At 67.5% G+C, this 23,214-nt stretch carries 23 protein-coding genes; 9 read left to right on the top strand and 14 right to left on the bottom strand.

Features of this window, described 5'->3' with window-relative positions; translation table 11 throughout:
* Positions 1 to 2: 2 nt before the first annotated feature.
* Entirely contained in the window at positions 3 to 503 is a 501-nt protein-coding gene (locus QGG75_15215; GenBank protein ID MDP6068583.1) for a tripartite tricarboxylate transporter TctB family protein, read from the bottom strand.
* 118 nt (positions 504 to 621) lie between these two features.
* Positions 622 to 1,575, bottom strand: coding sequence for a tripartite tricarboxylate transporter substrate binding protein (locus tag QGG75_15210; protein ID MDP6068582.1), 954 nt, complete (start codon positions 1,573 to 1,575; stop codon positions 622 to 624).
* Positions 1,576 to 1,690: 115 nt separating this feature from the next.
* Here QGG75_15210 and QGG75_15205 point away from each other — a divergent pair, with 115 nt between their 5' ends.
* The gene (locus tag QGG75_15205) at positions 1,691 to 2,578 is read left to right on the top strand and encodes a LysR family transcriptional regulator (GenBank protein ID MDP6068581.1); all 888 of its coding nucleotides are present in this window, start codon (positions 1,691 to 1,693) and stop codon (positions 2,576 to 2,578) included.
* A 168-nt stretch (positions 2,579 to 2,746) separates the two neighbouring features.
* Here the strand turns inward: QGG75_15205 and QGG75_15200 are convergent, their stop codons facing one another.
* From QGG75_15200 to phnA, 4 genes are all read right to left on the bottom strand, one after another.
* Positions 2,747 to 4,852 (bottom strand): acetate--CoA ligase family protein, encoded by a 2,106-nt coding sequence (locus QGG75_15200; GenBank protein ID MDP6068580.1) that lies wholly within the window; start codon positions 4,850 to 4,852, stop codon positions 2,747 to 2,749.
* Positions 4,845 to 6,005 (bottom strand): acyl-CoA dehydrogenase, encoded by a 1,161-nt coding sequence (locus QGG75_15195; protein MDP6068579.1) that lies wholly within the window; start codon positions 6,003 to 6,005, stop codon positions 4,845 to 4,847. Before QGG75_15195 ends, QGG75_15200 begins: the two co-directional genes overlap by 8 nt.
* Before the next feature lie 68 nt (positions 6,006 to 6,073).
* Positions 6,074 to 7,123 (bottom strand): methionine synthase, encoded by a 1,050-nt coding sequence (locus QGG75_15190; GenBank protein MDP6068578.1) that lies wholly within the window; start codon positions 7,121 to 7,123, stop codon positions 6,074 to 6,076.
* A complete protein-coding gene (gene phnA / locus QGG75_15185) occupies positions 7,120 to 8,331 on the bottom strand; it encodes a phosphonoacetate hydrolase (GenBank protein ID MDP6068577.1) in 1,212 nt (403 codons plus the stop codon). The genes QGG75_15190 and phnA overlap by 4 nt, the downstream gene beginning before the upstream one ends.
* A gap of 341 nt (positions 8,332 to 8,672) precedes the next feature.
* Here phnA and QGG75_15180 point away from each other — a divergent pair, with 341 nt between their 5' ends.
* From QGG75_15180 to QGG75_15165, 4 genes are all read left to right on the top strand, one after another.
* On the top strand, positions 8,673 to 9,542 hold the full coding sequence (locus QGG75_15180; GenBank protein MDP6068576.1) for a chorismate mutase: 870 nt from the start codon (positions 8,673 to 8,675) through the stop codon (positions 9,540 to 9,542).
* A 92-nt stretch (positions 9,543 to 9,634) separates the two neighbouring features.
* Positions 9,635 to 10,699, top strand: a complete 1,065-nt coding sequence (hisC, locus tag QGG75_15175) for a histidinol-phosphate transaminase (protein ID MDP6068575.1) — start codon at positions 9,635 to 9,637, stop codon at positions 10,697 to 10,699.
* 4 nt (positions 10,700 to 10,703) lie between these two features.
* Complete coding sequence (locus QGG75_15170; GenBank protein ID MDP6068574.1) at positions 10,704 to 11,642, top strand: prephenate/arogenate dehydrogenase family protein; 939 nt, start codon at positions 10,704 to 10,706, stop codon at positions 11,640 to 11,642.
* A 16-nt stretch (positions 11,643 to 11,658) separates the two neighbouring features.
* The gene (locus QGG75_15165; GenBank protein ID MDP6068573.1) at positions 11,659 to 12,288 is read left to right on the top strand and encodes a glutathione S-transferase family protein; all 630 of its coding nucleotides are present in this window, start codon (positions 11,659 to 11,661) and stop codon (positions 12,286 to 12,288) included.
* A gap of 7 nt (positions 12,289 to 12,295) precedes the next feature.
* Here the strand turns inward: QGG75_15165 and QGG75_15160 are convergent, their stop codons facing one another.
* From QGG75_15160 to QGG75_15130, 7 genes are all read right to left on the bottom strand, one after another.
* Positions 12,296 to 13,147, bottom strand: a complete 852-nt coding sequence (locus QGG75_15160; GenBank protein MDP6068572.1) for a fumarylacetoacetate hydrolase family protein — start codon at positions 13,145 to 13,147, stop codon at positions 12,296 to 12,298.
* 18 nt (positions 13,148 to 13,165) lie between these two features.
* Entirely contained in the window at positions 13,166 to 13,930 is a 765-nt protein-coding gene (locus QGG75_15155; GenBank protein MDP6068571.1) for an enoyl-CoA hydratase/isomerase family protein, read from the bottom strand.
* Positions 13,931 to 13,985: 55 nt separating this feature from the next.
* Positions 13,986 to 15,329, bottom strand: coding sequence for an adenylate/guanylate cyclase domain-containing protein (locus QGG75_15150; GenBank protein ID MDP6068570.1), 1,344 nt, complete (start codon positions 15,327 to 15,329; stop codon positions 13,986 to 13,988).
* Complete coding sequence (locus tag QGG75_15145) at positions 15,326 to 16,165, bottom strand: class I SAM-dependent methyltransferase (GenBank protein ID MDP6068569.1); 840 nt, start codon at positions 16,163 to 16,165, stop codon at positions 15,326 to 15,328. Before QGG75_15145 ends, QGG75_15150 begins: the two co-directional genes overlap by 4 nt.
* Before the next feature lie 7 nt (positions 16,166 to 16,172).
* Positions 16,173 to 16,982 (bottom strand): MBL fold metallo-hydrolase, encoded by an 810-nt coding sequence (locus QGG75_15140; protein ID MDP6068568.1) that lies wholly within the window; start codon positions 16,980 to 16,982, stop codon positions 16,173 to 16,175.
* Positions 16,983 to 17,093: 111 nt separating this feature from the next.
* A complete protein-coding gene (locus tag QGG75_15135) occupies positions 17,094 to 17,804 on the bottom strand; it encodes a response regulator transcription factor (GenBank protein ID MDP6068567.1) in 711 nt (236 codons plus the stop codon).
* A 95-nt stretch (positions 17,805 to 17,899) separates the two neighbouring features.
* Positions 17,900 to 18,760, bottom strand: coding sequence for an alpha/beta hydrolase (locus QGG75_15130; protein ID MDP6068566.1), 861 nt, complete (start codon positions 18,758 to 18,760; stop codon positions 17,900 to 17,902).
* Positions 18,761 to 18,885: 125 nt separating this feature from the next.
* Between QGG75_15130 and ribA the strand changes: the two genes are divergently transcribed.
* From ribA to QGG75_15110, 4 genes are all read left to right on the top strand, one after another.
* Positions 18,886 to 20,001: a GTP cyclohydrolase II gene (gene ribA / locus QGG75_15125; protein MDP6068565.1), complete on the top strand. Its 1,116-nt coding sequence runs from the start codon at positions 18,886 to 18,888 to the stop codon at positions 19,999 to 20,001.
* 153 nt (positions 20,002 to 20,154) lie between these two features.
* Positions 20,155 to 21,318 carry a hypothetical protein gene (locus tag QGG75_15120; protein ID MDP6068564.1) on the top strand — a complete coding sequence of 388 codons (1,164 nt, stop codon included), beginning with the start codon at positions 20,155 to 20,157 and terminating at the stop codon, positions 21,316 to 21,318.
* A 32-nt stretch (positions 21,319 to 21,350) separates the two neighbouring features.
* Positions 21,351 to 21,872 (top strand): L,D-transpeptidase family protein, encoded by a 522-nt coding sequence (locus QGG75_15115; protein ID MDP6068563.1) that lies wholly within the window; start codon positions 21,351 to 21,353, stop codon positions 21,870 to 21,872.
* A 1-nt stretch (position 21,873) separates the two neighbouring features.
* Positions 21,874 to 22,908: a VCBS repeat-containing protein gene (locus QGG75_15110; GenBank protein MDP6068562.1), complete on the top strand. Its 1,035-nt coding sequence runs from the start codon at positions 21,874 to 21,876 to the stop codon at positions 22,906 to 22,908.
* Positions 22,909 to 23,091: 183 nt separating this feature from the next.
* Here the strand turns inward: QGG75_15110 and QGG75_15105 are convergent.
* The coding region (locus QGG75_15105; protein MDP6068561.1) for an IS5/IS1182 family transposase at positions 23,092 to 23,214 on the bottom strand (123 nt) is incomplete at its 5' end.

Raw genomic sequence — 23,214 nt, 5'->3', positions numbered from 1 at the left:
GCTCAGCTCCCGAACAGCGTGCCCGAGGGCAGCCGGATCGACAGCAACTGGGCAAACAGCCCCCAGACCAGCAGCGTAACGATCGCCGGATAGAGCACCAGCCTGGGCCAACTTCGCTCACCCAGAACCAGCAGCAGAACCACGGCGCCGGCATAAAACCCCACCAGCGGCACCAGTACGATGGAAAATGCCAGGGCCACGACCATGCCCGTGAGGCCGCGCAGCGGCAGGCCCGCGGGGTTATCCGTGTCGCTATCCGCGAAGGCGGCCGGCGCTACCTCGCTGGCCGAGCCCCAGCGCAGCTGCGCCAGGCGCAACAGCATCAACGCCGCCGCCAGCAGCGCCGCCAGGCGGGCCGAGAAGCTGGGCGGCAGGCCCTGGTCGATGCCGAAGCCCTCGGGGTCCTGGATGCCAAGCGGAATGATCACGAAGAGATACACGGCGTCGGCCAGCAGCAGCACAATGAGCTGCCAAAATTCGGACTTTGCGACGGCCAACGGCACGGATTTCACCCCTCGTCATCCGGCCTCAGGATAGCGCAGATGGGGTGCCGGTGGGTGCCGACACGTCTCATCGGCACCCCTTACGGCACTAAGTTCGGCACTAAGTTCGAGCTGCCGTCTACTTCATGCCGATGTCGGCCACCGCCTTCTTGGCGGCGTTGTAATCGGCAATCACGGTTTTCGTGAAAGCCTTGTGGCCGGCGAAATCCAGGCTCCACTTGCGCTGGCTGGCCAGGGCCTTGAACTCGGGGCTCTGGACCACCTTGGCCAGCACTTCGTCCCACTTCTGGAGGACCTCGTCGGAGAGACCGGCAGGGCCGGCGACGCCGAAGAAGATGGCCGGTGCCAGGGGGTAGCCGCGGTCGGTAAGGATCGGCGCGTTGGGGGCCACCGGGTTCTTGTTGGGCGTGCCCTCGGCCAGGATGCGGGTCTGGCCGTCAAGGGTGGCTTTGTTGCCTTCGGAGATCATGGCCACGTCGATGGTCTTGCCGAGCAGCGCCGCCAGTACCTTGGAGCCGCCCTTAAAGGGTATGAAGGTGGCCTTGGCGCCTTCCGCCTTGAACATCGCTTCGACCGCCACGTGGGGCCCGCCGCGCTGTACCGAGGTCGACCAGCGCAGCTTGCCGGGATTGGCTTTGGCATAGGCGATGACGTCGTCGAGGGTCTTGTGGGGGCTCCCTTTCAGCACCACCAGCGGCTGGCTCGAAGCCACGAACTGGCCGATGTAGCTGAAGTCCTTGAGCGGATGGTAGGGCGCCTTCATCATGTGCGGGCGGATGGTGATGGGGCTGGTCGAGACGAAGCCGACGGTGTAGCCGTCGGGTTTCGACTTGGCCACCGCGCCGATGCCGATGGTGGCGCCGCCGCCGGTCTTGTTCTCGACGTTGATTTTGACGCCCATCATGTCGCCCGCCAGCTTGGCGATCATGCGCGAGGCGGTGTCGCCGCCGCCGCCCGCCGAATAGGGGCAGATGAAGGTGATGGACTTTTCGGGGTAGCTGCCGGCCTGGGCCATGAAGGGGAGCAATATCGCTGCCGCCGCCAGGGCAATAATACGCGCTGCGCTGATCATCTTGCTTGCCTCCCATGTTTGTTGATTGGGAAAAAACTAGCGCTGGGTCTCCCATGATGTAAATTTCTATTATCTCATCCTTCCATGCGATTTAGTCATAGACTAAGGAATCTCCATGAATCTCAGAGGCCTGAAGGCATTCCTGGCTGTAGCCGACAGCGGCAGCGTGACCGAGGCGGCCGGCCGCCTGGCCCTGACGCAGTCCGGTGTCAGCCGGCAGATAGCGGCCCTGGAATCGGAGCTTGGATTTTCTCTCTTCGACCGGCTGCGCGGCCGTCTGGTGCTCAATCGCAAGGGCGAGGTTTTCCTGCGCCAGGTGCGGCGCACCGTCGAGGCCGTGGATCACCTGCCGCGGGCCGCCCGGGCCATCGCCTCGGGCGCCATCGACCGCGTCGTCATGGCCGCCACCAGCGGCATCGTGCACGGCCTGCTGCCGCCGGCGGTGGCGCGTTACGTGGCCGCTCGGCCGGGCCTGGCGCCCAACGTCGTCATGCGCAGCCTGCAGGAGCTCAACGACCTCGGCCCGGAAAGCCGCTATGACCTCGTGTTGGCGCCCCTGCCCTTCCGTCCGCCGCATTTCGAACTGGTCGAAAGCATCGCCTTCGATCTCCGCCTGGTGCTCCCTCGGGGTTTGCTGCCGGGGTTGGGCGAGGTCGTCGCCCTGGAGCGGCTCGGCGATCTGCCCTTCATCTCGCTCGATCCCTTCGCCAGCTATCAGGAAAGCGTCGAGCGAAACCTCGAGGCGGCCGGAGTGGCGGTGCAATTCGTCTGCGAGACCAGTTCCACCCTGACGGCGGCCAGGCTGGTCGAACTCGGCACCGGTTGCGCCTTTCTCGATCCCTTCGTGGCCCGCTCGTTGGCCGCCGGCTCCGTCGTCACCTGCCGTGCCGAGCCCGCCTTCGGCCACAGCTACGGTGTCTTCGCGCCGCGCAGCCTGGCGCTCAGCGACGAGGCCGGGCAGGCGCTCGACTTCATCCGCGAGGTGGCGGCGGAGTTCAGCTAGGCCATTTATGCCCCATCAGCCCAACCACCGTGCCCAGGCCGCTGCCTTGATGGCGGATCTGAAACCGAAACTAGAAAAACTGGTCTCTGTCCCCGAAATTATGTCAATGATTTCAATCGCTTAAGCGCCCCTGCCCCCGAAACTCGAAACTCCGAAACTGGTTTTCGTTCAGTTCGTTTGCCGCACGATCAGGCCGTCCACGGCGACCACGCCGGCGCCTTCATGGCCGACCAAAAGGGGGTTGATCTCCGCCTCCCGCACCTCTTCGTGCCAGGCCAGTTGCGAGAAGGCGGCGATGGCCCGGGCCAGGGCCACAACGTCGCCGGGCGGCAGGTTGCGATAGCCCCGCAGCGGCGCCAGGCCCGCCACCTCTTCGATCATGGCCCGGGCCTGATCGGCGCTGACCGGCGCCAGGCGCAGGCTGGTGTCCTGGGTGAGCTCGGCCAGGATGCCGCCCAGGCCCAACACCAGCGTCGGCCCGACCACGCCGTCGTGCTTCAGGCCGAGCAGGACCTCGGCCCGGCCCTGGTGCATTTTCTGCACCAACACCCCCGCGATCTCGGCCTGCGGCTCGGCCGCCCTGGCGTTCTTCAGGATCCGCTCATAGGCTTCGACCAGGGCGCTGTCATCGGCGATACCGACGGCGACGCCGCCGCACTCGGTTTTGTGGGCGATCTGGGGCGAGGCGATCTTCAGTACCACCGGGTAGCCCAGCCGCCGGGCCGCCGCCAGGGCGGCTTCGCAGCTCTCGGCAATCTCGCCCGCCGCCACCGCGATCCCCAGTCCGGCAAACACAGCCAAAGCCTCGGTTTCGTCGAGCAAGGACCGATCGCTCGGGCCGGGCAACGGCGGCGGCAATGAGCTTGGCGGCTCGGCCTCTACCGCCGGCGCCGGCCAGGTCAACAGCGCCTGCAGGGCATCGGCGCAGGATTCCGGGGTGCGGAAGACGGCCATGCCGGCCTGAGCCAGGCGGCGGCGCGAAGCCTCGGCATCCGGCGCCAGGTAGATGGCGAAGGGCTTCGGCGCCTGGCGCCATTCGAGCAGCGGGTCGATCACCAACTGCGGCGAAAAGCGGGCCGTCGATCCCACCACCATGGCCACGGCGTCGATGTCCTCATCGGCCATCAAATCGCCGATCACGCCGGCCACGATCTCGGGCCGGGCGCCGGCCATGGTCAGGTCTATCAGGCGGCCGCCATCCTGGGCGATGCCCTCGGCGGCCAGGCGCTCGACGACCTGGGCCGGGGCCGGGGCGACGTCGATGCCGGAGAGTCCCAAATTGTCGACCACCATGGCGCCGCCGCCGCCGGTGGTGGTGACCACGGCCGTCCGCGGCGAGGGCTGTCGCTGATCGGCGGCCCTGGCACGGCGGCCGCTAAACAGCGCCGGCGCCTCGATCAGCGCTTCGAATACGTTTACCCGGGCGATGCCGTGATGGTCGAGGAAGGCTGCCAGGGTGCGGGCGCTGCCGATGATGGCGCCGGTGTGCGATCGCGCCAGTTCCTGGCCCTGGACCGAGCGCCCAAGCTGGTAGGCGATGACCGGCTTGCCGGCCTGCTGGGCGCGGCGCGCGAAGGCCGCCACGCGCCGGCGCTGGCGCAGCGTCTCGAGGAACAGCACGATGACCTCGGTGGCCTCGTCGTCGAGCAGTAATTCGCCGATCTCGCCCAGCGTGATGTCGGCCTCGTTGCCCACCGAGATCAGTTTGGAGTAGCCCTCGTCGCGGGCCTCGGCGTGCGACAGCAGCGCCCCGATCAAGCTGCCGCTTTGCGAAATCACGGCCGTGCGGCCCACTTTCAGCTCGGGCAACTCGAGCATGGCGTTGGCACTCAGGGCCAGGCCTGTGGCGCTATTTATGACCCCGATGCTGTTGGGGCCAAGCAGGCGAACGCCCGCGGATCTGGCCACCTCGAGCAAGGTGTCCTGGCGCTGGCGGCCGGCCTCGCCGGCCTCGGCGAAGCCGCCGGCCAGAATCGTGGCGCAGCCGATGCCGGCCTCGGCACAGTCGCGAAGGGCGGCCGAGGCGGCCTCGCCCGGCAGCGTGATGAAGGCCTGATCGGCCGGCCCCGGCAGCGACTTCAAGTCGGCGAAACAAGGCAGGCCGGAGATCTCTTCGGCGCCGGGGTTTACCGGATAGATGGCACCCGAATAGCCATGCTTCCGCATATAACGCAGCGGTCGGGCGCTGGTTTTCGCCGGGTCCGACGAAGCCCCGACCAGGGCCACGCCGCGCGGTGCGAACAGCGCCCGGTAGAGGTCCGGGCCGCTAATCATGCGCTTTGGGAGGGCGTTGCGAAAAGCGCCGTTCGAAGACGCCCTCGGCGATGCGGTTCTTCATCATCTCGCTGGAGCCGCCGGCGATTTGCCAGCCCCGCGATTTGCGAAAGCAGTATTCGACCAGCGATTCCTGGGAATAACCGGTGCCGCCCATGATCTGCATGGCCTCGTTGCAGAGCTCGAAACCGGCCTGGTTGCAGAAGGCCTTGGCGATGCTGGTTTCCTGGACCAAAGGCAGGCCGCGGTCGGCGTTCACGGCGGCCCGATAGAGCAACAGCCGGCCGGCATCGAGCTTGATTTGCATGTCGGCGAATTTCCATTGGATGCCCTGAAACTCACACAGCGGCCGGCCGAACTGTTGGCGGGTCATGGCGTGTTCGCGGGCCCGTTCGAAGGCAAACTGGCCCAGCGCCAGCGAACGCGCGGTGTTGCCGATGCGCTCGGCGTTGAAGCCGGCGATCTGCCGCTTGAAGCCACCCGGCCCCAGCAGCACGGTTTCCGGCGGCACGTAGACTTCGTCGAAATAGAGCGCGCACCAAGTCTCGCCGTTCATGTAGCGTGACGGCTGGCCCAGCTCGAAGCCGTCGGCGCCGCGTTCCAGCAGCACCGAGCCGATACCCTCGAGGCCCTCGGCGAAGCGCAGGTAAACCAGAAAGAGATCGGCATCGGGCGAGTTGCTGGTGAAGACTTTGCCGCCGCTGACGCGAAAGCCCTCGCCGTCGGGCCGCGCCCGGGTGGTGAGGTCGGTGACCGCCGAGCCCGCTTCGGCCTCGGTCATGCCCAGCGCGATAATGGCCTCGCCGGCCAGCAGCTTGGCGAAGTAGCGCTGCTTCTGCCAGGGGCTGGCGTATTCGGCGAAGGTGCGAAAGGGGCCGAAGTTGCCCGACTGCACGACGTCGGCACTGCGGGGACAAACCAGGGCCACCTGTTCGATGGCCAGCACGGCATCCATCAGCGAACCACCCTGGCCGCCGTCGGCCTCGGCAATGGTGATGCCGGTCAAGCCCTGCGCCGCGAACAGCTTGGCGACATCGAAGGGGAAGCCCGGCGCATGCGCACGTTCCAGGGCACCGGCCGCCAGGTGACGCTGGGCCAGCCCACGCACAGAGTCGCGGAACATGCGCTGTTCTTCCGTCAACTCGAAATCCATGCCGCAACTCCTCAAGAACCATTGCCCGGGCCTGGCAGCCGGGCGGCCCGGCTCAATCCTGGCGCACTCTAGCGACCCAGGCGCTGCCGGGCCAATTCGGCTCCCGCCACCAGGGCCCGCAATTTGGCCCGCGCCACGTCCATCGATAGCGGCACCAGGCCGCAGTCGGGCGCCGCCTGGATTTGCTCGGGCGGCAGGTGCTGGGCGGCGGCCAGCAGCTTTTCGGCGATCTGCTCGGGTGCTTCGACGGCGTCCGTGCCATTGTCGATGCAGCCGAACATCACCGTCTTGGAGGGACAGAGCCGCAGCAGTTCGGGATCGAGTTTGGAGGCTTCGAACTCCAGCGAAAGCTGGTCGATTTTGGATTTCTCGAGCTCGACCAGGATCACCGGGTAGCTGTCGACGATGGGCCTGGGCACACCCGGCATGGGATAGCTGTAGCAGATGTGGACCGCCGTTTTGGCCTGGTCGACCCCTTCCAGGCAACGGTCCAGCACTTCGATCCCCCAGTCCGCCACCTTTTCCGGGTAGCGCGAGAAAACCGGCTCGTCAAACTGGATGACGGCGGCGCCCAGGGCGTCGAGCTCGCGGGCTTCGGCGTTGAGCGCCGCGGCCACGGCCAGGGCGAACTCGCGTTCGTCGCCGTAGTGTTCATCAGCCGTCGAATCGACCACGGTCATGGGGCCAGGGAGCGTGATCTTGGTCGGCCGTTCGGTTTCGGCCAGGATAAATCGCAAGTCGTCGACGACGATGGGCGCGCGGCGTTCTACCGGGCCCGTGCAGCGGCCGACCTCGGCCAGGCGGCGGCGGTTGCGCGTCCATTTCTTGGCCGTGGTCTGGTAGTCGAAACCCTCGAGCCGCCCGGTGACATAGGTGACGTAGGATTTGCGACGCTGTTCGCCGTCGCTGACGATGTCGATGCCGGCCCGGCCCTGGTCGTGCAGCGTGAGCCGCACGGCATCGTCCTGGGCCGCCTCGAGGTCCTCGTCCGACAGCCTCCAGTCGGCGCCCTTGCCATGGACCTGTTTGTTGTCGGCATTGAGGGGCAGTTTTTCCTGCAGCCAGGTGGGCTTGGGCATGGAGCCGACGACGGTGGTGAGGAAAGCTTGCTCGGTCATGGTCTGGGTTCCCGGAGGCAGTTGAGCGCGAGGTGGAAGGCGTCGAAATTCCGGAGCTCGTTGGGTTCGGCAATATGGCAGGGCCGATTGAGCAGCAGCGGTACCGCTTGCTCCGAAAGGCCGCCGTGCGAGCGCAGCGGAACATCTAGGCCCGAGAGGTCGTGGTCGCGCTCACGCGTGCCCAAGACCTTGCCGGCGGCCGAGATCACGACCAGATCGCCCAAGCGGTCCGGCGGCAACTCGAAACGTGCCGCCGCCCTCTCGCGCTCAAGCACCAGATCGATGCCCATAAGCTGCGACAAGAAATCGGCCACCGCCGGCCCGTCGGCGTTTTCGAGGTAGACCACGGCATAGGAGCCCAGGGCGCCATGGTGCACCACGTAGGGATCGGTGATGGGCAGGATCACCCGGCTCCGCCCGGCGCCCAGGCGTTGGTCCAGCTCCTCCGCCAGATAGATGACGTCGGGCCGGCCCCGTTCGTCGTGCTTCGGCTTCATGCCGTGGTCGGCGGTCACGGCGATGACGGCGCCCAGGGCGTCGAGCTCACCCAGGTAATGGTCCAGCATGGCGTAGAAATCGTTGGCCTCGGGGCTGCCGGGGGCGTGCTTGTGCTGAATGTAGTCGGTGGTCGAGAGGTACATCAGCTCGGGCCGGCGTTCTCGCATCAGCGCCACCCCGGCGGCCAGGACGAACTCCGAGAGCTCGGCGCTGTAGACATCGGGCAAGGGCTGGCCGACGAAATCGAGGGTCGCCTGGTCGGCCTTCTCGGCCGAAAAGCAGACGGCATCGGGCCCCGGCTCGAGGCCGTGGGCCAAAAGCCCCCTGAGCTTGTCCTTGGCGGTGACGGTGGCCAGCGTCGCCCCCGCGGCTTGCGCCGCGGCGAAGATCGTCGGCGCGCGCAAAAACCGGGGGTCGTTCATCATGACCTCTTCGCCGCTTTCGGGATCGAGGAAATAGTTGCCCGAGATACCGTGCCGGTCGGGCGGCGCGCCCGTGACGATGGAGAGATTGTTGGGATTGGTGAAGCTGGGCATCACGCCCTGGGCCAAGGCCTCGGTGCCGCGTTTCGCCAGGGCCGTGAAGAAGGGCGCGAGATCCGCCGCCACGGCGGCTTCGATGTATCCGGGCTCGCTACCGTCGAGGCAAACCACGACGGTGGGCGCGGCGGGGCGATGGTAAGAGCGGCCGTTGAGTTCGATCCAGGACATGCCGCGCCGCCACCCTTGCGAACCTGCGTTCGAGCGACTGTAGCAACGCGCCCCGTGCCCAGCAATACAGTGGCGGCATTTCCCCTCCGGTCACGTCCTGCTTTGGGACAAGGGGCCGTGGGGATTGGCGCCGCTGCCGAATGGGGCGGCAAGTTTCAGCGGCTACCGCCGCCACCACCACCGTCACCACCGCTGGCACCGGCAAAGCCATCAGAGGCATCATTCTTTTGCGCAAGCGGGTACCAGGTTCAAGGTCCCGGAAAGTCAACGTTTTCTTTGCTTTTGACGCCTCGGGAGACTATGACTATGGGCCCTAATTTCCGCACGCCGGACCGACCTGGATGAGCAGCAAATCAAAGGCGCTCGACGATCTTCGCCGTCGCATCGACGCGATCGACGATGCCGTTCACGACCTCCTGATCGAGCGTAGCGAGTTGGCGACCGAGATCCTCGCCGCCAAGCCGCCAGAGCGCGACCGGGGGAGCGCCATGCATCCGGGCCGCGAGGCCGAGGTGCTGCGCCGGCTTTTGGACCGCCATCGCGGCGTTCTGCCGGCCATCGTGGTGGCCGATCTGTGGCGTGGCTTGATGAGCGCCTTCGTGCGCCTGCAGGGGCCGCTCGAGGTGGCGGTCTGCGCGCCCGAAAAGTCGGTCGGCTACTGGGATCTGGCGCGGGCCCACTTCGGCACCGACGCCGCCATGACGCTGCACCGCTCGCCCACCGTCGTGTTGCGTGCCGTGACCGAGGGCGAGGGCACCGTGGCGGTGCTGCCGCTGCCCCAGGAGGACGATCCCGCGCCCTGGTGGCAGCAACTTGCCGCCGACGCCCCCAAGGCACCCCGCATCATCGCCAAGCTGCCCTTCGTCGAGAACCGCTCGAGCCGCTTCGAGGATCTCGGTGCCTTCGTCGTCGCCCCCCTCGACCGCCAGCAGACGGGCCAGGACCGCAGCCTGCTGGTGTTGGCCACCGAGACCCCGGTCAGCCGTGCCAGGCTAGTCGAACAACTGACCTCGATCGGGCTCGAAGGCGGTGCCCTGGCCGTCAGCGAACGCGACAGCGACCAGCCCGAGGCACTTTACCTGATCGAGATCGACGATTTCGTGGCCAAGGACGACGCCCGCGTCGCCGACTTCCTGGAAGCCAGCGACGGCAGCATCGACCGCATGGTGTCGCTGGGCGGCTACGCCGTCCCCTACCGCAACGAGGAATAGCCGTGACGCAAAACCAGAGCGGGGGCACCGAGGCAGGTGCCCCAGATCCCGAAGCCGATAGCGATCCCGGGCCGCCGGCGCCGGGCCCGGGCATTCTCGATATCGCGGCTTACGTGCCGGGCTCATCCCAGGTGCCCGGCCTCAACCGCAGCTACAAGCTCTCCTCCAACGAGGCGGCGCTGGGGGCCAGCCCGGCCGCCATCGAGGCCTACCAGGCCCTGGCCGGAGAGCTGCACCGCTATCCCGACGGCGGCGCCGTGGCGCTGCGCCAGGCGCTGGCGGCGCACTTCGGCATCGCGGCCGAGCGCATCGTCTGCGGCGACGGCTCGGACGAGTTGCTGGGGCTTTTGGTGTCGGCCTACGCCGGCCCGGGCGACGAGGTGCTCTACAGCCGGCATGGCTTCGTGGTCTACAAGATCGCCGCTCTGGGCGTCGGGGCGACGCCGCTGACGGCGCCCGAGCAAGACTATACCGCCGACGTCGACGCCCTGCTGGAGATGGTCAACGAACGCACCCGCATTGTTTTTCTTTCCAATCCCAACTGCACCGGCACCTACATCACGGCCGACGAGGTGCGCCGGCTGCACGCCGGCCTGCCGAGCAACGTGCTGTTCGTTGTCGATTCGGCCTATGCCGAGTTCGTCGGCGCCGAGGATTACAGCGCCGGCCTGGAGTTGGTCGGGGCGGCCGAGAATGTGGTCATGACGCGGACCTTCTCCAAGGCCTACGGCCTGGCGGCGCTGAGGCTGGGCTGGTGTTACGGCCCGGCGGCGGTGATCGACGTGCTTAACCGGGTGCGCGGGCCCTTCAACGTCACGGCGCCGGCCCAGGCCGCCGGCATCGCGGCGCTCGGCGATCAGGAATTCCTCGAACGTGCCCGGCGGCACAACGACCAGTGGCGGCCCTGGCTGGAAAACGAGGCCAAGGCGCTGGGCTTTCGCGTCATCCCCAGCGTCGCCAACTTCGTCATGGTGGGCAGCCGTGACGGCGGCGCCGCCGACGACCTCAACCGCCACCTGATCGGCCGCGGCGTGCTGGTGCGCGGCATGGGGGGCTACGGGCTGGGCGATTTCCTGCGCGTCTCGGTGGGCTCGGAGGAAGAAACCCGGGCCGTGCTCGAGGCGCTGGCCAGCTACCCGGCCAGCAACCCGGATTAAGCCGGTGAGCGATCCCGCCTCGCCGGTGCCGCTGTTTGAACGCGTCGCCCTGATCGGCGTCGGCCTGATCGGCTCCTCCTTGGCCCGGCTGATCAAGCGCGATGGCCTGGCCGGCCATGTCGTGGGCTGCGCCAAAAGCCAGGCGTCGCTGGACACGGTAACCGAGCTCGGCATCGTCGACAGCACCAGCGACGATCCGGCCCAAGCCGCGGCCGGCGCCGATCTGGTGGTCATCTGCACGCCCGTAGGCGTTTGCGGCGATATCGCCCGGCAATTGGCGCCCGGCCTGGCAGCCGGTGCCATCGTCAGCGACGTGGGTTCGGTCAAGCAGGCCGTAATCGACGCCGTGGCGCCGCACATGCCCGAAGGCGTGCATTTCGTGCCCGCCCACCCGGTGGCCGGCACCGAACATTCCGGGCCCGAGGCGGGGTTTGCCTCGCTTTTCGAGAATCACTGGTGCATCCTGACGCCGACGCCGGGCTGCGACGAAGCGGCGGTGGACAAGGTCGCCGAATTCTGGCGCCGGGCCGGCTCCAACGTCGAGATCATGGACGCCAAGCACCACGACCTGGTGCTGGCGGTAACCTCGCACCTGCCCCACCTGATCGCCTACAACATCGTCGGCACGGCCGATGACCTGGGCTCGGTCTCGGGCTCCGAGGTGGTCAAGTACGCCGGCGGTGGCTTTCACGACTTCACCCGCATCGCCGCCTCGGACCCGGTCATGTGGCGCGACGTCTTCGTCAACAACAAGGACGCCGTGCTGGAGGTGCTGGGCCGCTTCAACGAGGACCTGGCGGCGCTGCAGCGCGCCATCCGCTGGGGCGAGGGCGAGGTGCTGGAAAAGCTCTTTATTCGTACCCGGCGCATCCGCCGAGAGGTCATCGCCGCCGGCCAGGCCGAGGTGCCCAAGCCCAAGCCCGATGAGAACGGCGGGATTTGAGAAGGAGATCGGAACCATGAAATTCTATGACTGCAGTACCGCCCCCTCGCCGCGCCGCGCCCGCATCTTCATCGCCGAGAAGGGTTTGGACACCGAGACGGTGGAAATCAGCATCCGCGACGGTGAGCAGATGGCGCCCGAGTTCCAGGCCATCAACCCCTATTGCACGCTGCCGGTACTGGTGCTCGACGACGGCACCACGCTTACCAACACGGTGGCCATCTGGCACTACCTCGAGGCGGCGCACCCGGAACCGCCGCTGATGGGCAGCACGCCCCTGGAAAAAGGCCTGATCGCCAACTGGCAGTGGCGCATCGAGACGGACGGCATGGCGGCCATGGGCGAGGCCTTGCGCAACGTCGCCAAGCCCATGGCGGGGCGGGCGCTGACGGGCCCCCACGGCTACCAACAAATCCCCGAACTGGCCGAGCGCGGCAGGCTGCGGGTAGAGCGCTTCCTGGATACCGTCGACGACATGATCGGAACAAAACCCTTCGTCGCCGGCGACAGTTTCTCGGTGGCCGATATCGACCTCTTGGTGGTGGTCGACTTCGCCCGCTGGCTCAAGATGGGCATCCCCGACGGTGCCGCCAACGCCCAGCGCTGGTATGAAGCGGTGAGTGCGCGGCCGAGTGCGGCGCTTTAGCCGCCAATCAGGCCAAATCCGCCTCGTCGACCACGCAGTTCTTCAAGGTTCCGATGCCAGTGATCTCGACCTCGATGGTGTCGCCGGCCTTCATCCAGACCTGTGGGTCGAGGGCCAGGCCGACGCCGCTGGGGGTTCCGGTGCTGATGATGTCGCCGGGGTAGAGGGGCGCCACGGTGGAAAGATAGGCGATCAGTTCCGGCACGTCGAAGATCAGGTCGGCGACGCCGCTTTGCTGCATCACTTCGCCATTGAGGCGCGTCGTCAGGGTGAGCTCAGGCGGTTCGGGCATGGCCTCGCGGGTTACCATCCAGGGGCCGCAGGCGCCCGAGCGCCAGAAGTTCTTGCTGGCGTGGGGGGTCGGCGTGTGGAACTGGAAGTCGCGGATCGAGCCGTCGAGGAAGCAGGTATAGCCGGCCACATGGTCGTAGGCCTTTTCGGCCGGGATGTGGCGCCCGCCGCTGCCTATGACGATGGCGAATTCGCCCTCGAAATCGTATTGCCTGGAGGCTGTCGGGCGCACCAGGTCGGCGCCGTGGCCGACGATGCTGTCGAGGCAACGGGCGAAGATGGAAGGATAGTCCGGCACCTCGTGGCCCACTTCCTCGACGTGCTTACGGTAGTTGACGCCGATGCACAGCAGCCTGTGGGGGTCGGGGATCGGCGGCAGGAGTTGGACGTCGGCGAGGGCGAAGTCGGCGGCCTCGCCGGCCAGCGCGGGCACTTGGTCGAGGTCCCCGAGGGCTTGGCGCAGCGTCGGCAGGTTCGCTCCCAGCCGCCGCCCGGCATCGACGATGCCGTCGTCTCTGACGATGCCGTAGGAAGCGGTGTCGTCCTTGATGAATGAGGCAAGACGCATTTTGCGGTTCCTTTCGTGTCAGTCGGCAAAGGTTTCGCGGGCCTGGATGGCGTCCTGGAAGCCGGCCGTCAACTGACTCAGGTCGGCGTCGGCGTAGGCCGAGACGTGATTGAGCGCGTTGGCCGTGGCGTTGACCGCCTCCTTGATCATGCAGACGGTGGCGTGGGGCATGCTGGCGGCCGCCTCGGCCAGGGCGAGCGCGCCTTCGGTGCTGGCGCCGGGGTCGCTCAACTCGTCCACCAGGCCCCAGTCGAGGGCCTGTTCGGCGCCCATGCGCTCACAGAGAATAACGATGCGCTTGGCCCGGGCCGGGCCGACCAGGGTGATCAGGCGGGGCAGCGCGCTCCATTGCAGATTGAGGCCGATCTTAACCTCGGGCACATACAAAAATGCGTCACGCGCCAGCACCCGCCAGTCGCAGGCCAGCGCCAGGGCCACGCCGGCACCGACGCTCAACTTTTCCATGGCCGCCACGGTGATCTGGGGCAACTCTTCCCAGGCCTTGCAAAGCTTGACGCCGCGGTAGAAGCGCTGGCGCAGCGCCACGTCGTTGTCGAGCTTCTCCCAGCTCTTGGCGTCGCGCAGATCGGCTCCGGCGGAAAAGCCGTCGGCGGCGCCCGAGAGCACGATGGCCCTGGTCTCGGTGTCGTCCTGGAAGCTCCGCGCCACGTCGGTGAGCTCGAGGATCAGTTCCTGGTTGAAGGCGTTGAGGTTCTGCTTGCGGTCGAAGCGCACGATGGCGACAGTGCCGCGGGATTCGATTTCGACATTGGCATAACTCACGGGGGGGCTCCTTGCTGGTACGGAACGGGGTCGGGCTATGATAGGCGCAGTATCCCTAATCGCCCAGGACGATCAAATCGACGGGCTCGGTCAAGCCTTCGATGGTGCTGCCCGGAAGTTCCGCCTTGGCGGCCGGTGGCCGATACCCTTGGGCCTGGGCCTGGGCATACGAATTCTTGGTCGTCAGCGCCCTCACGCTGGCGGTCTTGTTGTGTTTCTCGAGCTTGGCCGCCAGGTTCACCGGCTCGCCGATGACGGTGTACTCCAGCCGGCGCTCGTCGCCGACGGCGCCGAAGATCACCGGCCCCACGGCCAGGGCGGCGTTGATGCCCAAGGGCGGGTGGCCCAACGCGGCGCGCTCGGCCTGCCAGTCGGCGGCCACCGCCAGCAGCTCGTCGACCGCCCGCACGGCGTCGGCGGCGTAAGCGTCGGTGCGCGGCGCGGCCCCGAAAGTGGCCATGATGCCGTCGCCCAGGAACTTGTCGATGCTTCCCTGGTGGCGCCGGATGACCGGTGCCAAGCGGCGCTGGTATTCGGCCAGCAGCGCCATCACGTCGTCCGCCGCGGCGGCGGCGGCGGAGAACGCCGTGAAGCCGCGGATGTCGATCATCAAGACGGCGATCTCGAGCTCGCTGCCGTGGCCCGGCTCGATGCGTTCCTCGGCCTCGGTGATCTGGCGCGCCACGTCGGGGGCGAAAAAGCGCGACAAGTCCGCGGCCGCCGCCTGTTGGCTGGCGGCCCGGGCCAACAACCGGTTGGCACGCTCGATGGCCAGCGCCAGGATCAGTGTCACGGCGGCGATCGAGATCACCTTGTCGAACTCGGCGCCCACCAGCACGCTATTCGAGGTCAGGTAATGGACGTAATCCCGCGTCACCTCGCTGCCGCTCCCTAGCACCGCCAGCACCAGCCCGAGCCAGCCCACTGCCCCGGCGGCACCGGCCAGCAGCACCAGGCCGGGCTCGAAACGCAGCGCCCGGAGCGCTATGAAAATGAAAACGTAAAGCAGCGTCGGCGCCTTGAGGAAGATCGCCGCCGGCTGCATGTACTGGATGTGGAAGCTCCAGATCAGGCCCATCAGCAAGGCCATGTCGATGATTACCGAGAGCGCCAGGAACCAGCCCGGCAGGGTACGGCGATAAGCCAACGCCAAGCGCAGCAGCGTGAATCCCAGATAGAGGCCCAGCGCCCAGGGTACCGGCACGAACTCGGCGTCGGGCTCGAAGGTCTTGGGCGCCAGGGCATAGAGCGTGCCGAAGGCGGCCACGACGCCGAGCTGTACCCAGCCGATCAGGATCTCGCTCTGGCCGCGGGCCGCCGCGATGGCCTGGAGCACGCGTTCGGGAGGCTGGCCGGCAAGCTGGGGGCCGAACAGAAAATGGCTGAGCCGGCCGGTCATGAGGGGGCGCCCCGGAGCCGCAGCCAGAGGCTGCTCTCAAAGGCGCCTGGCACCAGCTCCAGGCCGCTAATCGCCGGCCGTTCGGCGGCGGCCAAGTGGCCCAGCGCAAAATGACTGGCGAACAGCACCTCATGGGCCGCCATCAGCGGCGCCACGGCGTTTTGTTCGTTATAGCCCCGCCAGGCCCAGTCGGCGGGATAGTCGTCGGGCAAAAAGACGTCATGGAAATGAAGCACGACGCCAGCCGGCAGCAGCGGCAGGATGCGGCCCAGCAGCGCATCGACGTCGCTGCCCGGCATCAGAATGTGGCTCGAATCGACGACCAGGAAATCGCCGGGCTCGAGCGCCTCGAAGGGCGCCAGACCGGCGTCTTGCAAGGTGGAGCGCAAAAGCTCGATTTCCAGTCCCCGCAGCACCGCCCGCGGCGCCGGGTCGATGGCGAGGTGCCGCGTCGCCAGGCCCTGGTCGGCGATGGCCCGGGCCAGGAAGCGGCTGGAATGGCCCGAGCCCACCTCGACGATGCGCCCGGGCCGCAGCTGGCGCACCAGGGCGTAGGCGGCGGCGGCGTCGAGGCGGGGGAACCAGTCCTGGTCCCAACGTGGTGCCGGCGGCGGCTGGCCGCCGATGGCCGCGAGATCGGCAGCATAGCCGTTGATCCAGTCGAGTACCTGGGTCATGGCCGGGCTGCACCGGGCCAGCCTCGCCGCCATGGCGGCGTAGGGCGGCAGCCGGCCGGGCGCGGGCAATTGGTCGGCATAGCGATAGGGAATGAAAAAGCCCTGGCGCCGGATGCCCAGCAGGGTGGCCAGCCCGAGCGCCAGGCGGCGCCCCCTCATGGCCGGCTCAAATCTCGAGCACCAGCCCCTCGCGGGCGACTACCGAGCCCGGGGCCAGGCGCTCGAGTTCTTCGCCGATGGCATCGAGGAAGTCGTCGTCGTGGTTGGGTTCGTGGTGAAACAGCACGTACTTTTTTACCTCCGCGGCCTGGCACAGCCTGAGCCCCTCCTGCCAGGTCGAGTGGCCGAAGGAGATGAACTTGGGGAATTCGTCGTCGGTGTACATGCCGTCGTAGGCGACGACGTCGGCGTCCTTGATGAATTCCAGGATGTTCTCGTCGGTTTCGCCCTGCACGTGCTCGGTGTCGGTGACGTAACAGAATGAGCGCCCGGCGAACTCGACGCGGTAGCCGGTGGCCCGGTTGGGATGGTTGAGCGGCAAGGTCTTCAAGGTGATGCCGGGCCTGGGTTCCATGGTCTCACCGGCCTTGAAGTCGCAAAACTCGACATTGGCGGCGAAGATCTCCGGCGGCACCGGAAACAGCGGCGCGATCATCATGTCCGAGATCACCTGCTGGATGGTGTGCTCGGGCACCAAGTGGCCGGCCCAGACCTTGAAATGGTTGGCCGGGTTGAAGAAGGGGCCGAAGAAGGGCAGGCCGCAGACGTGGTCGAAGTGGGTGTGGGTGAGGAAGACGTCGGCCTCGATGGGCTTGGACTGGTCCAGCCCCTGGCCGAGATAGCGCATGCCGGTGCCGGCATCGAGCAGCAATACCTGATCGCCACACCAAACCTCGAGCGACGAGGTATTGCCGCCGTAGCGCGTTATCGAGGGATCGAAACACGCCACGCTTCCTCGAACGCCCCAGAAGCGCACGGAAAATTCCTGCGATGAGGTCAAAAGGCCCCCCTTGTGCGAGGTCTGCGAGACCGACCGGTTTGCATTCTGCCCCAGAGATATAGGCCGTGAAAGGCCTAAGTCCGCCGCTCAGGGCACCAGGCGGTAGCCGCCGGGTTCGGTTACCAGCAGCACGGCCTCGGAAGGATTGCGCTCGATCTTCTGGCGCAGGCGATAAATATGGGTCTCCAGGGTGTGGGTGGTGACGCCGGCGTTGTAGCCCCAGACCTCGGCCAGCAGGGTATCGCGGGCCACCACCTTGGGGCCGGTGCGGTAGAGGTACTTGAGGATGGCGGTTTCCTTCTCGGTCAGCCGTACCTTGCCCCGGCCTCCAGCACCGTCATTGTCGACGTCGACGTCGACGAGCAGCTTGGCGGCCGGCCGGAAGGAATAGGGGCCGATGGTGAAGACGGCGTCCTCGGACCGCTCGTGCTGGCGCAACTGGGCCCGCATGCGGGCCACCAGGACGCCCAGCCGGAAAGGCTTGGTGATGTAATCGTTGGCCCCCGATTCCAGCCCCAGGATGGTATCGGCGTCGGAATCGGATCCCGTCAGCATGATGATCGGGGCCCGCACGCCGCCCCGCCGCATCATGCGGCAGACCTCGCGGCCGTCGAGGTCGGGCAGGCCGACGTCGAGCAGGATCAGGTCGTAGTGCTCGCTCTTGGCCAACTCCAGCCCCTCGCCGCCGGTGGCCGCCTGGGCGCAAACGAATTCCTCGTGCAGATCCAACTGCTCGGCCAGCGACTGGCGCAGGGCCTCGTCGTCGTCAACCAGCAAAACGTTCTTGGCCGCTGTCATCGCGCCCTTCCGAGACTTGGCTTCGTGCCCCCTCGTAACCCGATACTGCTACAAATTTCAAGCACTTACAACTGACGCGCCGGGGCGATCTGAGCTCATCCGGTGAGGCCCATCTGGCGGCAAGCCGCGGCACATAACGTGCCGTCGTTGTCGGCCAGCAGGTTCATGATGGTGAAATGGTTGTGGCCCGGCGGCACCAATTCCTCCAGCGTGGCGCCGGCCTGGCGCCAGCGCTCGGCGAAGCTCGATGATTGGCGCAGGAACTCGTCCGTCTCGCCGCCGCCCACGGCGACGATGCACGCGCCGCTGCCCGGCGCCATGTCGAGGGGGCTGAGGCGGGCGGCCGCGGCGGCGTCCATGCCCAGCACCTCGTTGAGATAGCAAAGCCGGATGGCTTCGAGATCGTAAAGACCGCTGATGGCCAGGCCACCCTTGACGGTGTCAGCCGGTAGACCATCGAAGGCGGGCCAGTCGGTGGCCAGCAGCATCGCCGTCAGGTGGCCGCCGGCGGAATGACCCGAGACGTAAAGGCGTTCTTCATCGCCGCCGAAGTCGCCGGCGTGGCGCCGGGTCCAGGCTACGGCGGCCCGGTTCTGGCGCACGATCTCGTCCATCCCGACCGTGGGCGCCAGGGCATAGTTGACCACCACGACGATGGCCCCGGCGGCCACCAGGCCGTCGGCCACGAAGGAAAAGTCGTGCTTGTCGCGGGACTGCCAGTAACCGCCGTGGATGAAGACGTGAAGCGGTGCATCTGAGGCGCCGGCCGGCACGAATACGTCCAGTGTTTCCGCCATCGAGGAGCCATAAGCCAGGTCGAGACGGGCATCCAGGCGCCCTCGCGTGGCGGCGTTGCGTTCGGCCCAGGCGTCTAAATGGTCCTGAAAGTCGGGATTTTGCAGGCGCATGTTATATTGGGCGTCGAGCCCGGCTTGATCGTAATCGCGATAGAGCATGTTTCGTCCCCTTGACTGGAGCGGATTGTGTCTCCTGGCGAGTACCCGGGCAAGGGGCGCTCTTTTTCTTGCGGCCAGACGCCAGAGAGCGTTTATTGAGCGCCGAAAAGGACACAGGACGAAGCATGCCAAGGACAGCCAGCGATGACCCGCAAGCGGGCCGCGGCCGGCGCGGCCGCCGTGCGGTCGAGCGCGCCGTCGGTGAACTCAGGCGCGGACTGGCCGTGGTGGTCGGCGGCGACCAGCCTTACGTGGTGCTGGCGGCTGAACAGGCCAGCGAAGAGGGCCTGGCCGAACTGACCCGGCTGGGCGAGGTGCAACTGGCGTTGACCGCCGAACGGGCCCAGGTGCTGAAAATCAGGCCGCAGGTGGCGCCGGTGGTGCTGGTCGAGTACGAGCCGCGCTTCGATGCCGCCCTGGTCAGCGCCCTGGCCGATCCCGCCGCCGATCTCGACCACCCCTTGCGCGGCCCCTTCAAGGTGATCCGCCGGACCCCGGCGACGGCGCTGGCGGCGATCGCGCTGATCAAGCTGGCGAGACTGCTGCCGGCGGCGCTGCTGGTGCCGCTCGACAAGGTCGACCCGGCCTGGCTGGTGCAGCACGATCTGCTGGCGGTGGCGGCCGGAGAGATCGAGGCCTACGAGGCGGGCACGGCCCGGGCGCTGCGCCAGGTGAGCTCGGCCCGGGTGCCGTTGGCAGCGGCCGAGGACTGCCGCGTGGTGGCCTTCCGGCCGCCCGACGGCGGCGCCGAGCACCTGGCCATCGTGGTCGGCGAGCCGCCGCGCGACCAGCCGGTGCTGGTCAGGCTGCATTCCGAATGCTTTACCGGCGATCTGCTGGAATCGCTGCGCTGCGATTGTGGCCAGCAGTTGCGCGGTGCCCTCGAGGCCTTGGCCAAGGAGGGCGGTGTTCTGCTCTACCTGCCGCAGGAAGGCCGCGGCATCGGGCTGGTCAACAAGCTGCGCGCCTACCGCCTGCAGGATCAGGGTTATGATACCGTCGAGGCGAACCTGAGGCTCGGTTTCGAGGCCGACGAGCGGCTCTTTTTGGCGGCTGCCGAAATGCTGCGCGGGCTGGGGTACGAACGCGTGCGCCTGCTCACCAACAACCCGCAAAAGGTCTTGGGCCTGGAGAATTTCGGCATCGAAGTCAGCGAACGCGTGTCCCACGCCTTTCCCGCCAACGCCCACAACGAACGCTACCTGGCCACCAAACGCCAGCGTTCGGGGCATCTGCTGTAAAGGCCGAAAAAGCGGCCCGCCACCGGCTTTGCCGGGTGGGGCGGAAGAACTTGCCGGAAAGGGACTTTCTGCCCTCCTGAAGCAATCTTAATCCATTGATATTACACAAAAATTCTTGGCGCGGGGATTGCGCACCAAAACCCGAGGAGCGCCATGACCGTCGACCCCGCCAGCACCAGCTACGTCTTTCCGGCCGAGACCGATGTCTTCGCCCACGCCGCCAACAACGCCCCCGATGCCTTCGCCAGTCTCGACGACACCCCGGACGGTGCCGAAACGGGCCTCTGGGGCGAGGACGGCTTCACCTTTGGCGACCTGGTCGATCTGGTCAATCCGCTGCAGCACGTGCCCATCCTGTCCTCGCTCTACCGTGCCGTCACCGGCGACGACATCGCCCCGGCCTCGCGTATGCTGGGCGGCGGTCTCTATGGCGGGCCGCTCGGCCTGGTCGCGGCCCTGATCAACACGGCGGTCGACGAGACCACCGGCAGCGACCTGGGCGGCCATCTGATCGCGCTGCTCGACAGCGACAGCAGCGCCACCACGGCCCTGGCCCGGGCCATCAACAACGGCGATGCCACCAGCCCGACGACCGTGGCCGGCGCTTGGCCCGATGCCGATCCGGCCCAGCCGCCGACCGCCACGGGCGGTTCCACCGCCGTCGCAGTGGCTGCCAAGACACCCCCGCCAGCGCCTGCTCAGGCTGCTGCCGCGCCCGCTCCGGCAGCCGCTCCGGCCGCCGTCTATTCCGAGGACGACCTGGCCAAGGCGGCCCGCCTGGCCAAGCTGACCGGCGACGACCCGCGGATTATTGCCGAGCGCCTGGCCCACCTGCGCCGCGCCCAAAGCGCCCCCGGCGGCCCCGGCAGCGCCAAGCAGTCCGGCCAGGCCGTCGCCGCCCTGGCCGGCGGCGCACCATCGGCTGCCAGCTACGTCAACGACGACCTGGCCAAGGCGGCCCGCCTGGCCAAGCTGACCGGCGAGGACCCGCGTGTCATCGCCGAGCGCCTGGCGCGGTTGCGCCGCTCCCAGGCCTTGAATGGTGCTCCGGCCGGGGCCACGGCCGGGGCCGAAAGCATCACCACCTCGGCCCTGCCGCCCCCAGGCCGGGCGCCGAGTTTCGTCTCCTACCTGCCCAACCTGCGCCAGCCGGCCGCGCCCGTGGCGGCGCCACCGGCTGCCCTTCCGGCCGCCCCTGTGGCCGCCCCTGTGGCCGCCGCCGGTCCCGGGCCGCGCCTCCATGAAGGCCACGAGGCCTACCGCAGCAACCAGCGTCTGCGCGGCCTTTTTGCCGCCCCCCAGGCGGGCGGCGCGTAGCAACAGCCCACACCAGGCGCTAAACTCCGTCGATGATCCTGGTTCGAGACGAGGTGCTGGAGTGCGCCGGCCGGCGCTATCGCTGTGCGCTGGGACGCGGCGGCATAGCCACGAAAAAGCGTGAGGGCGACGGCATCACGCCGGCCGGCACCTGGCCGCTGCGCCGGCTGCTCTACCGGCCCGACCGCCTGGCCGCTCCGGCCGGCGGCCTGGCAGCCGTCCCGCTCAGCCCCCAAGACGGCTGGTGCGACGCTGCCGACGATGGGGCCTACAATTGCCAGGTGAGGCTGCCCTACGCGGCAAGCTGCGAGGAACTCTGGCGCGAAGACGGGCTTTACGATGTCATCGTGGTGCTGGGTTTCAACGACGATCCCGTGGTGCCGGGCCTGGGCAGCGCCATCTTCCTGCATGTCGCCCGCCCCGATTGGGGCCCCACCGAGGGCTGCGTCGCCCTGGCGTCGGCTGACTTGTTGGCGGTGTTGACGCATTGCGGCCCGCGGACGGTGATGACGGTCGAGCCCGGCCAACCCCAAAGCACAGCAGTGAAGCCCTAAATTGAGACAGCACGAAAAGGCGCTGGCGGCGCTGCTGCTGGGGCTGCTGGCACTGCCGGCGGCGGGCGCTGAATTGCAGCTCAAGCAGGAGAGCGCGCCGCTGCCTTTTGCCGTCGCCGGCCTGGAAAGCGATCTTGACGGGCTGGCGCTGATCGGCAGGGCTGGCGACGGGGGCGCCGGCTGGGCCCGGCTGCGTCTCGACCAGGGAAAAATCTCCTTCGAAAGCCAGGACCAGCCCCGCGCCCCAGCGCCCGGGCGCCCCGGCATGCTGCCCCAGGGCAGCGTCAGCCAGGGCCCGGGCCGCATCCGCGCGGCCTGGCTGAGCCGGCCCACGGGGCGCTACGACCACGGTGTGCTGGGCGATGCCATCGAGGCCGGCGGCCTGATGGTGGAACTGGCCGACGGCCGCCGGCTGGAGACCGTGCTGGGTCCGAGCTCAGTCTTCGAGGACCTGGCGCCCAGGCTGCTCGACGTCGACGGCAACGGCCAGGACGACCTCGTCGTGGTGCGCTCCTACCTGGCGCGCGGCGCCGCCCTGGCGGCCTACACGGTGGGCGTCGGCGGCCTCAGGCTGCTGGGCCAGTCGCCGCCCATCGGCCGGCCCCGGCGCTGGCTCAATCCCATAGGCGCCGGCGACTTCGACGGCGACGGACGCATCGAGGTGGCAGCCGTGGTGACGCCCCACATCGGCGGCGAACTCACGCTCTACCGTCTCGAAGCCGGGCTGCTCAGGCCGGTGGCGCGGCAAGGCGGCTTTTCCAACCACGCCATGGGCTCGCGCCAGCTCGGCATGGCCGCCATCCTCGACGTCAACGGCGACAGCGTCGATGACCTGTTGGTGCCGGCGAGCCACAGGCGCAGCCTGCGCATCGTCAGTTTTGCCCGTCGCTTCGCCGAACTGGCACGAGTCGACCACGAAACCGAAATCGCTTCCGAAATCGTCGTGTTTGCCAGCGAGATCGATCCGACGCCGCGCGTCGCATATGTTTTGGCCGACGGCAATCTCGTGCTGCTGTCGTTCAACGTCACGCCCTAGAGCATCGCCCGGTTAGATTTACCCATTCTGACGGAGGCATTTTGCTCCGAGGGTAGGAGGTGGGCTCAGCGTGTAGTGGGACTACACGCAAGCCCGCCGACGCCGCCTCGGATCAAAAGGACCCGCCGCAGGGTATCAGAATGGGTAAATCTAACCGGGCGCTGCTCTAGGGTCCGTTGACAATTAACGCAAATCAATGATGGTGGCGACGAGGCTCAAGTTTGCGGCATAGCTTGTGTCGGTTTTGTCGTAGCGCGTAGCAATGCCCCGGAATTCCTTGATCTTGGCGAAATAGTTCTCGACCAA

It is taken from the genome of Alphaproteobacteria bacterium (assembly GCA_030740435.1).
Lineage (GTDB): Bacteria > Pseudomonadota > Alphaproteobacteria > UBA2966 > UBA2966.
This window is presented reverse-complemented; position numbering and strand designations above follow the sequence as displayed.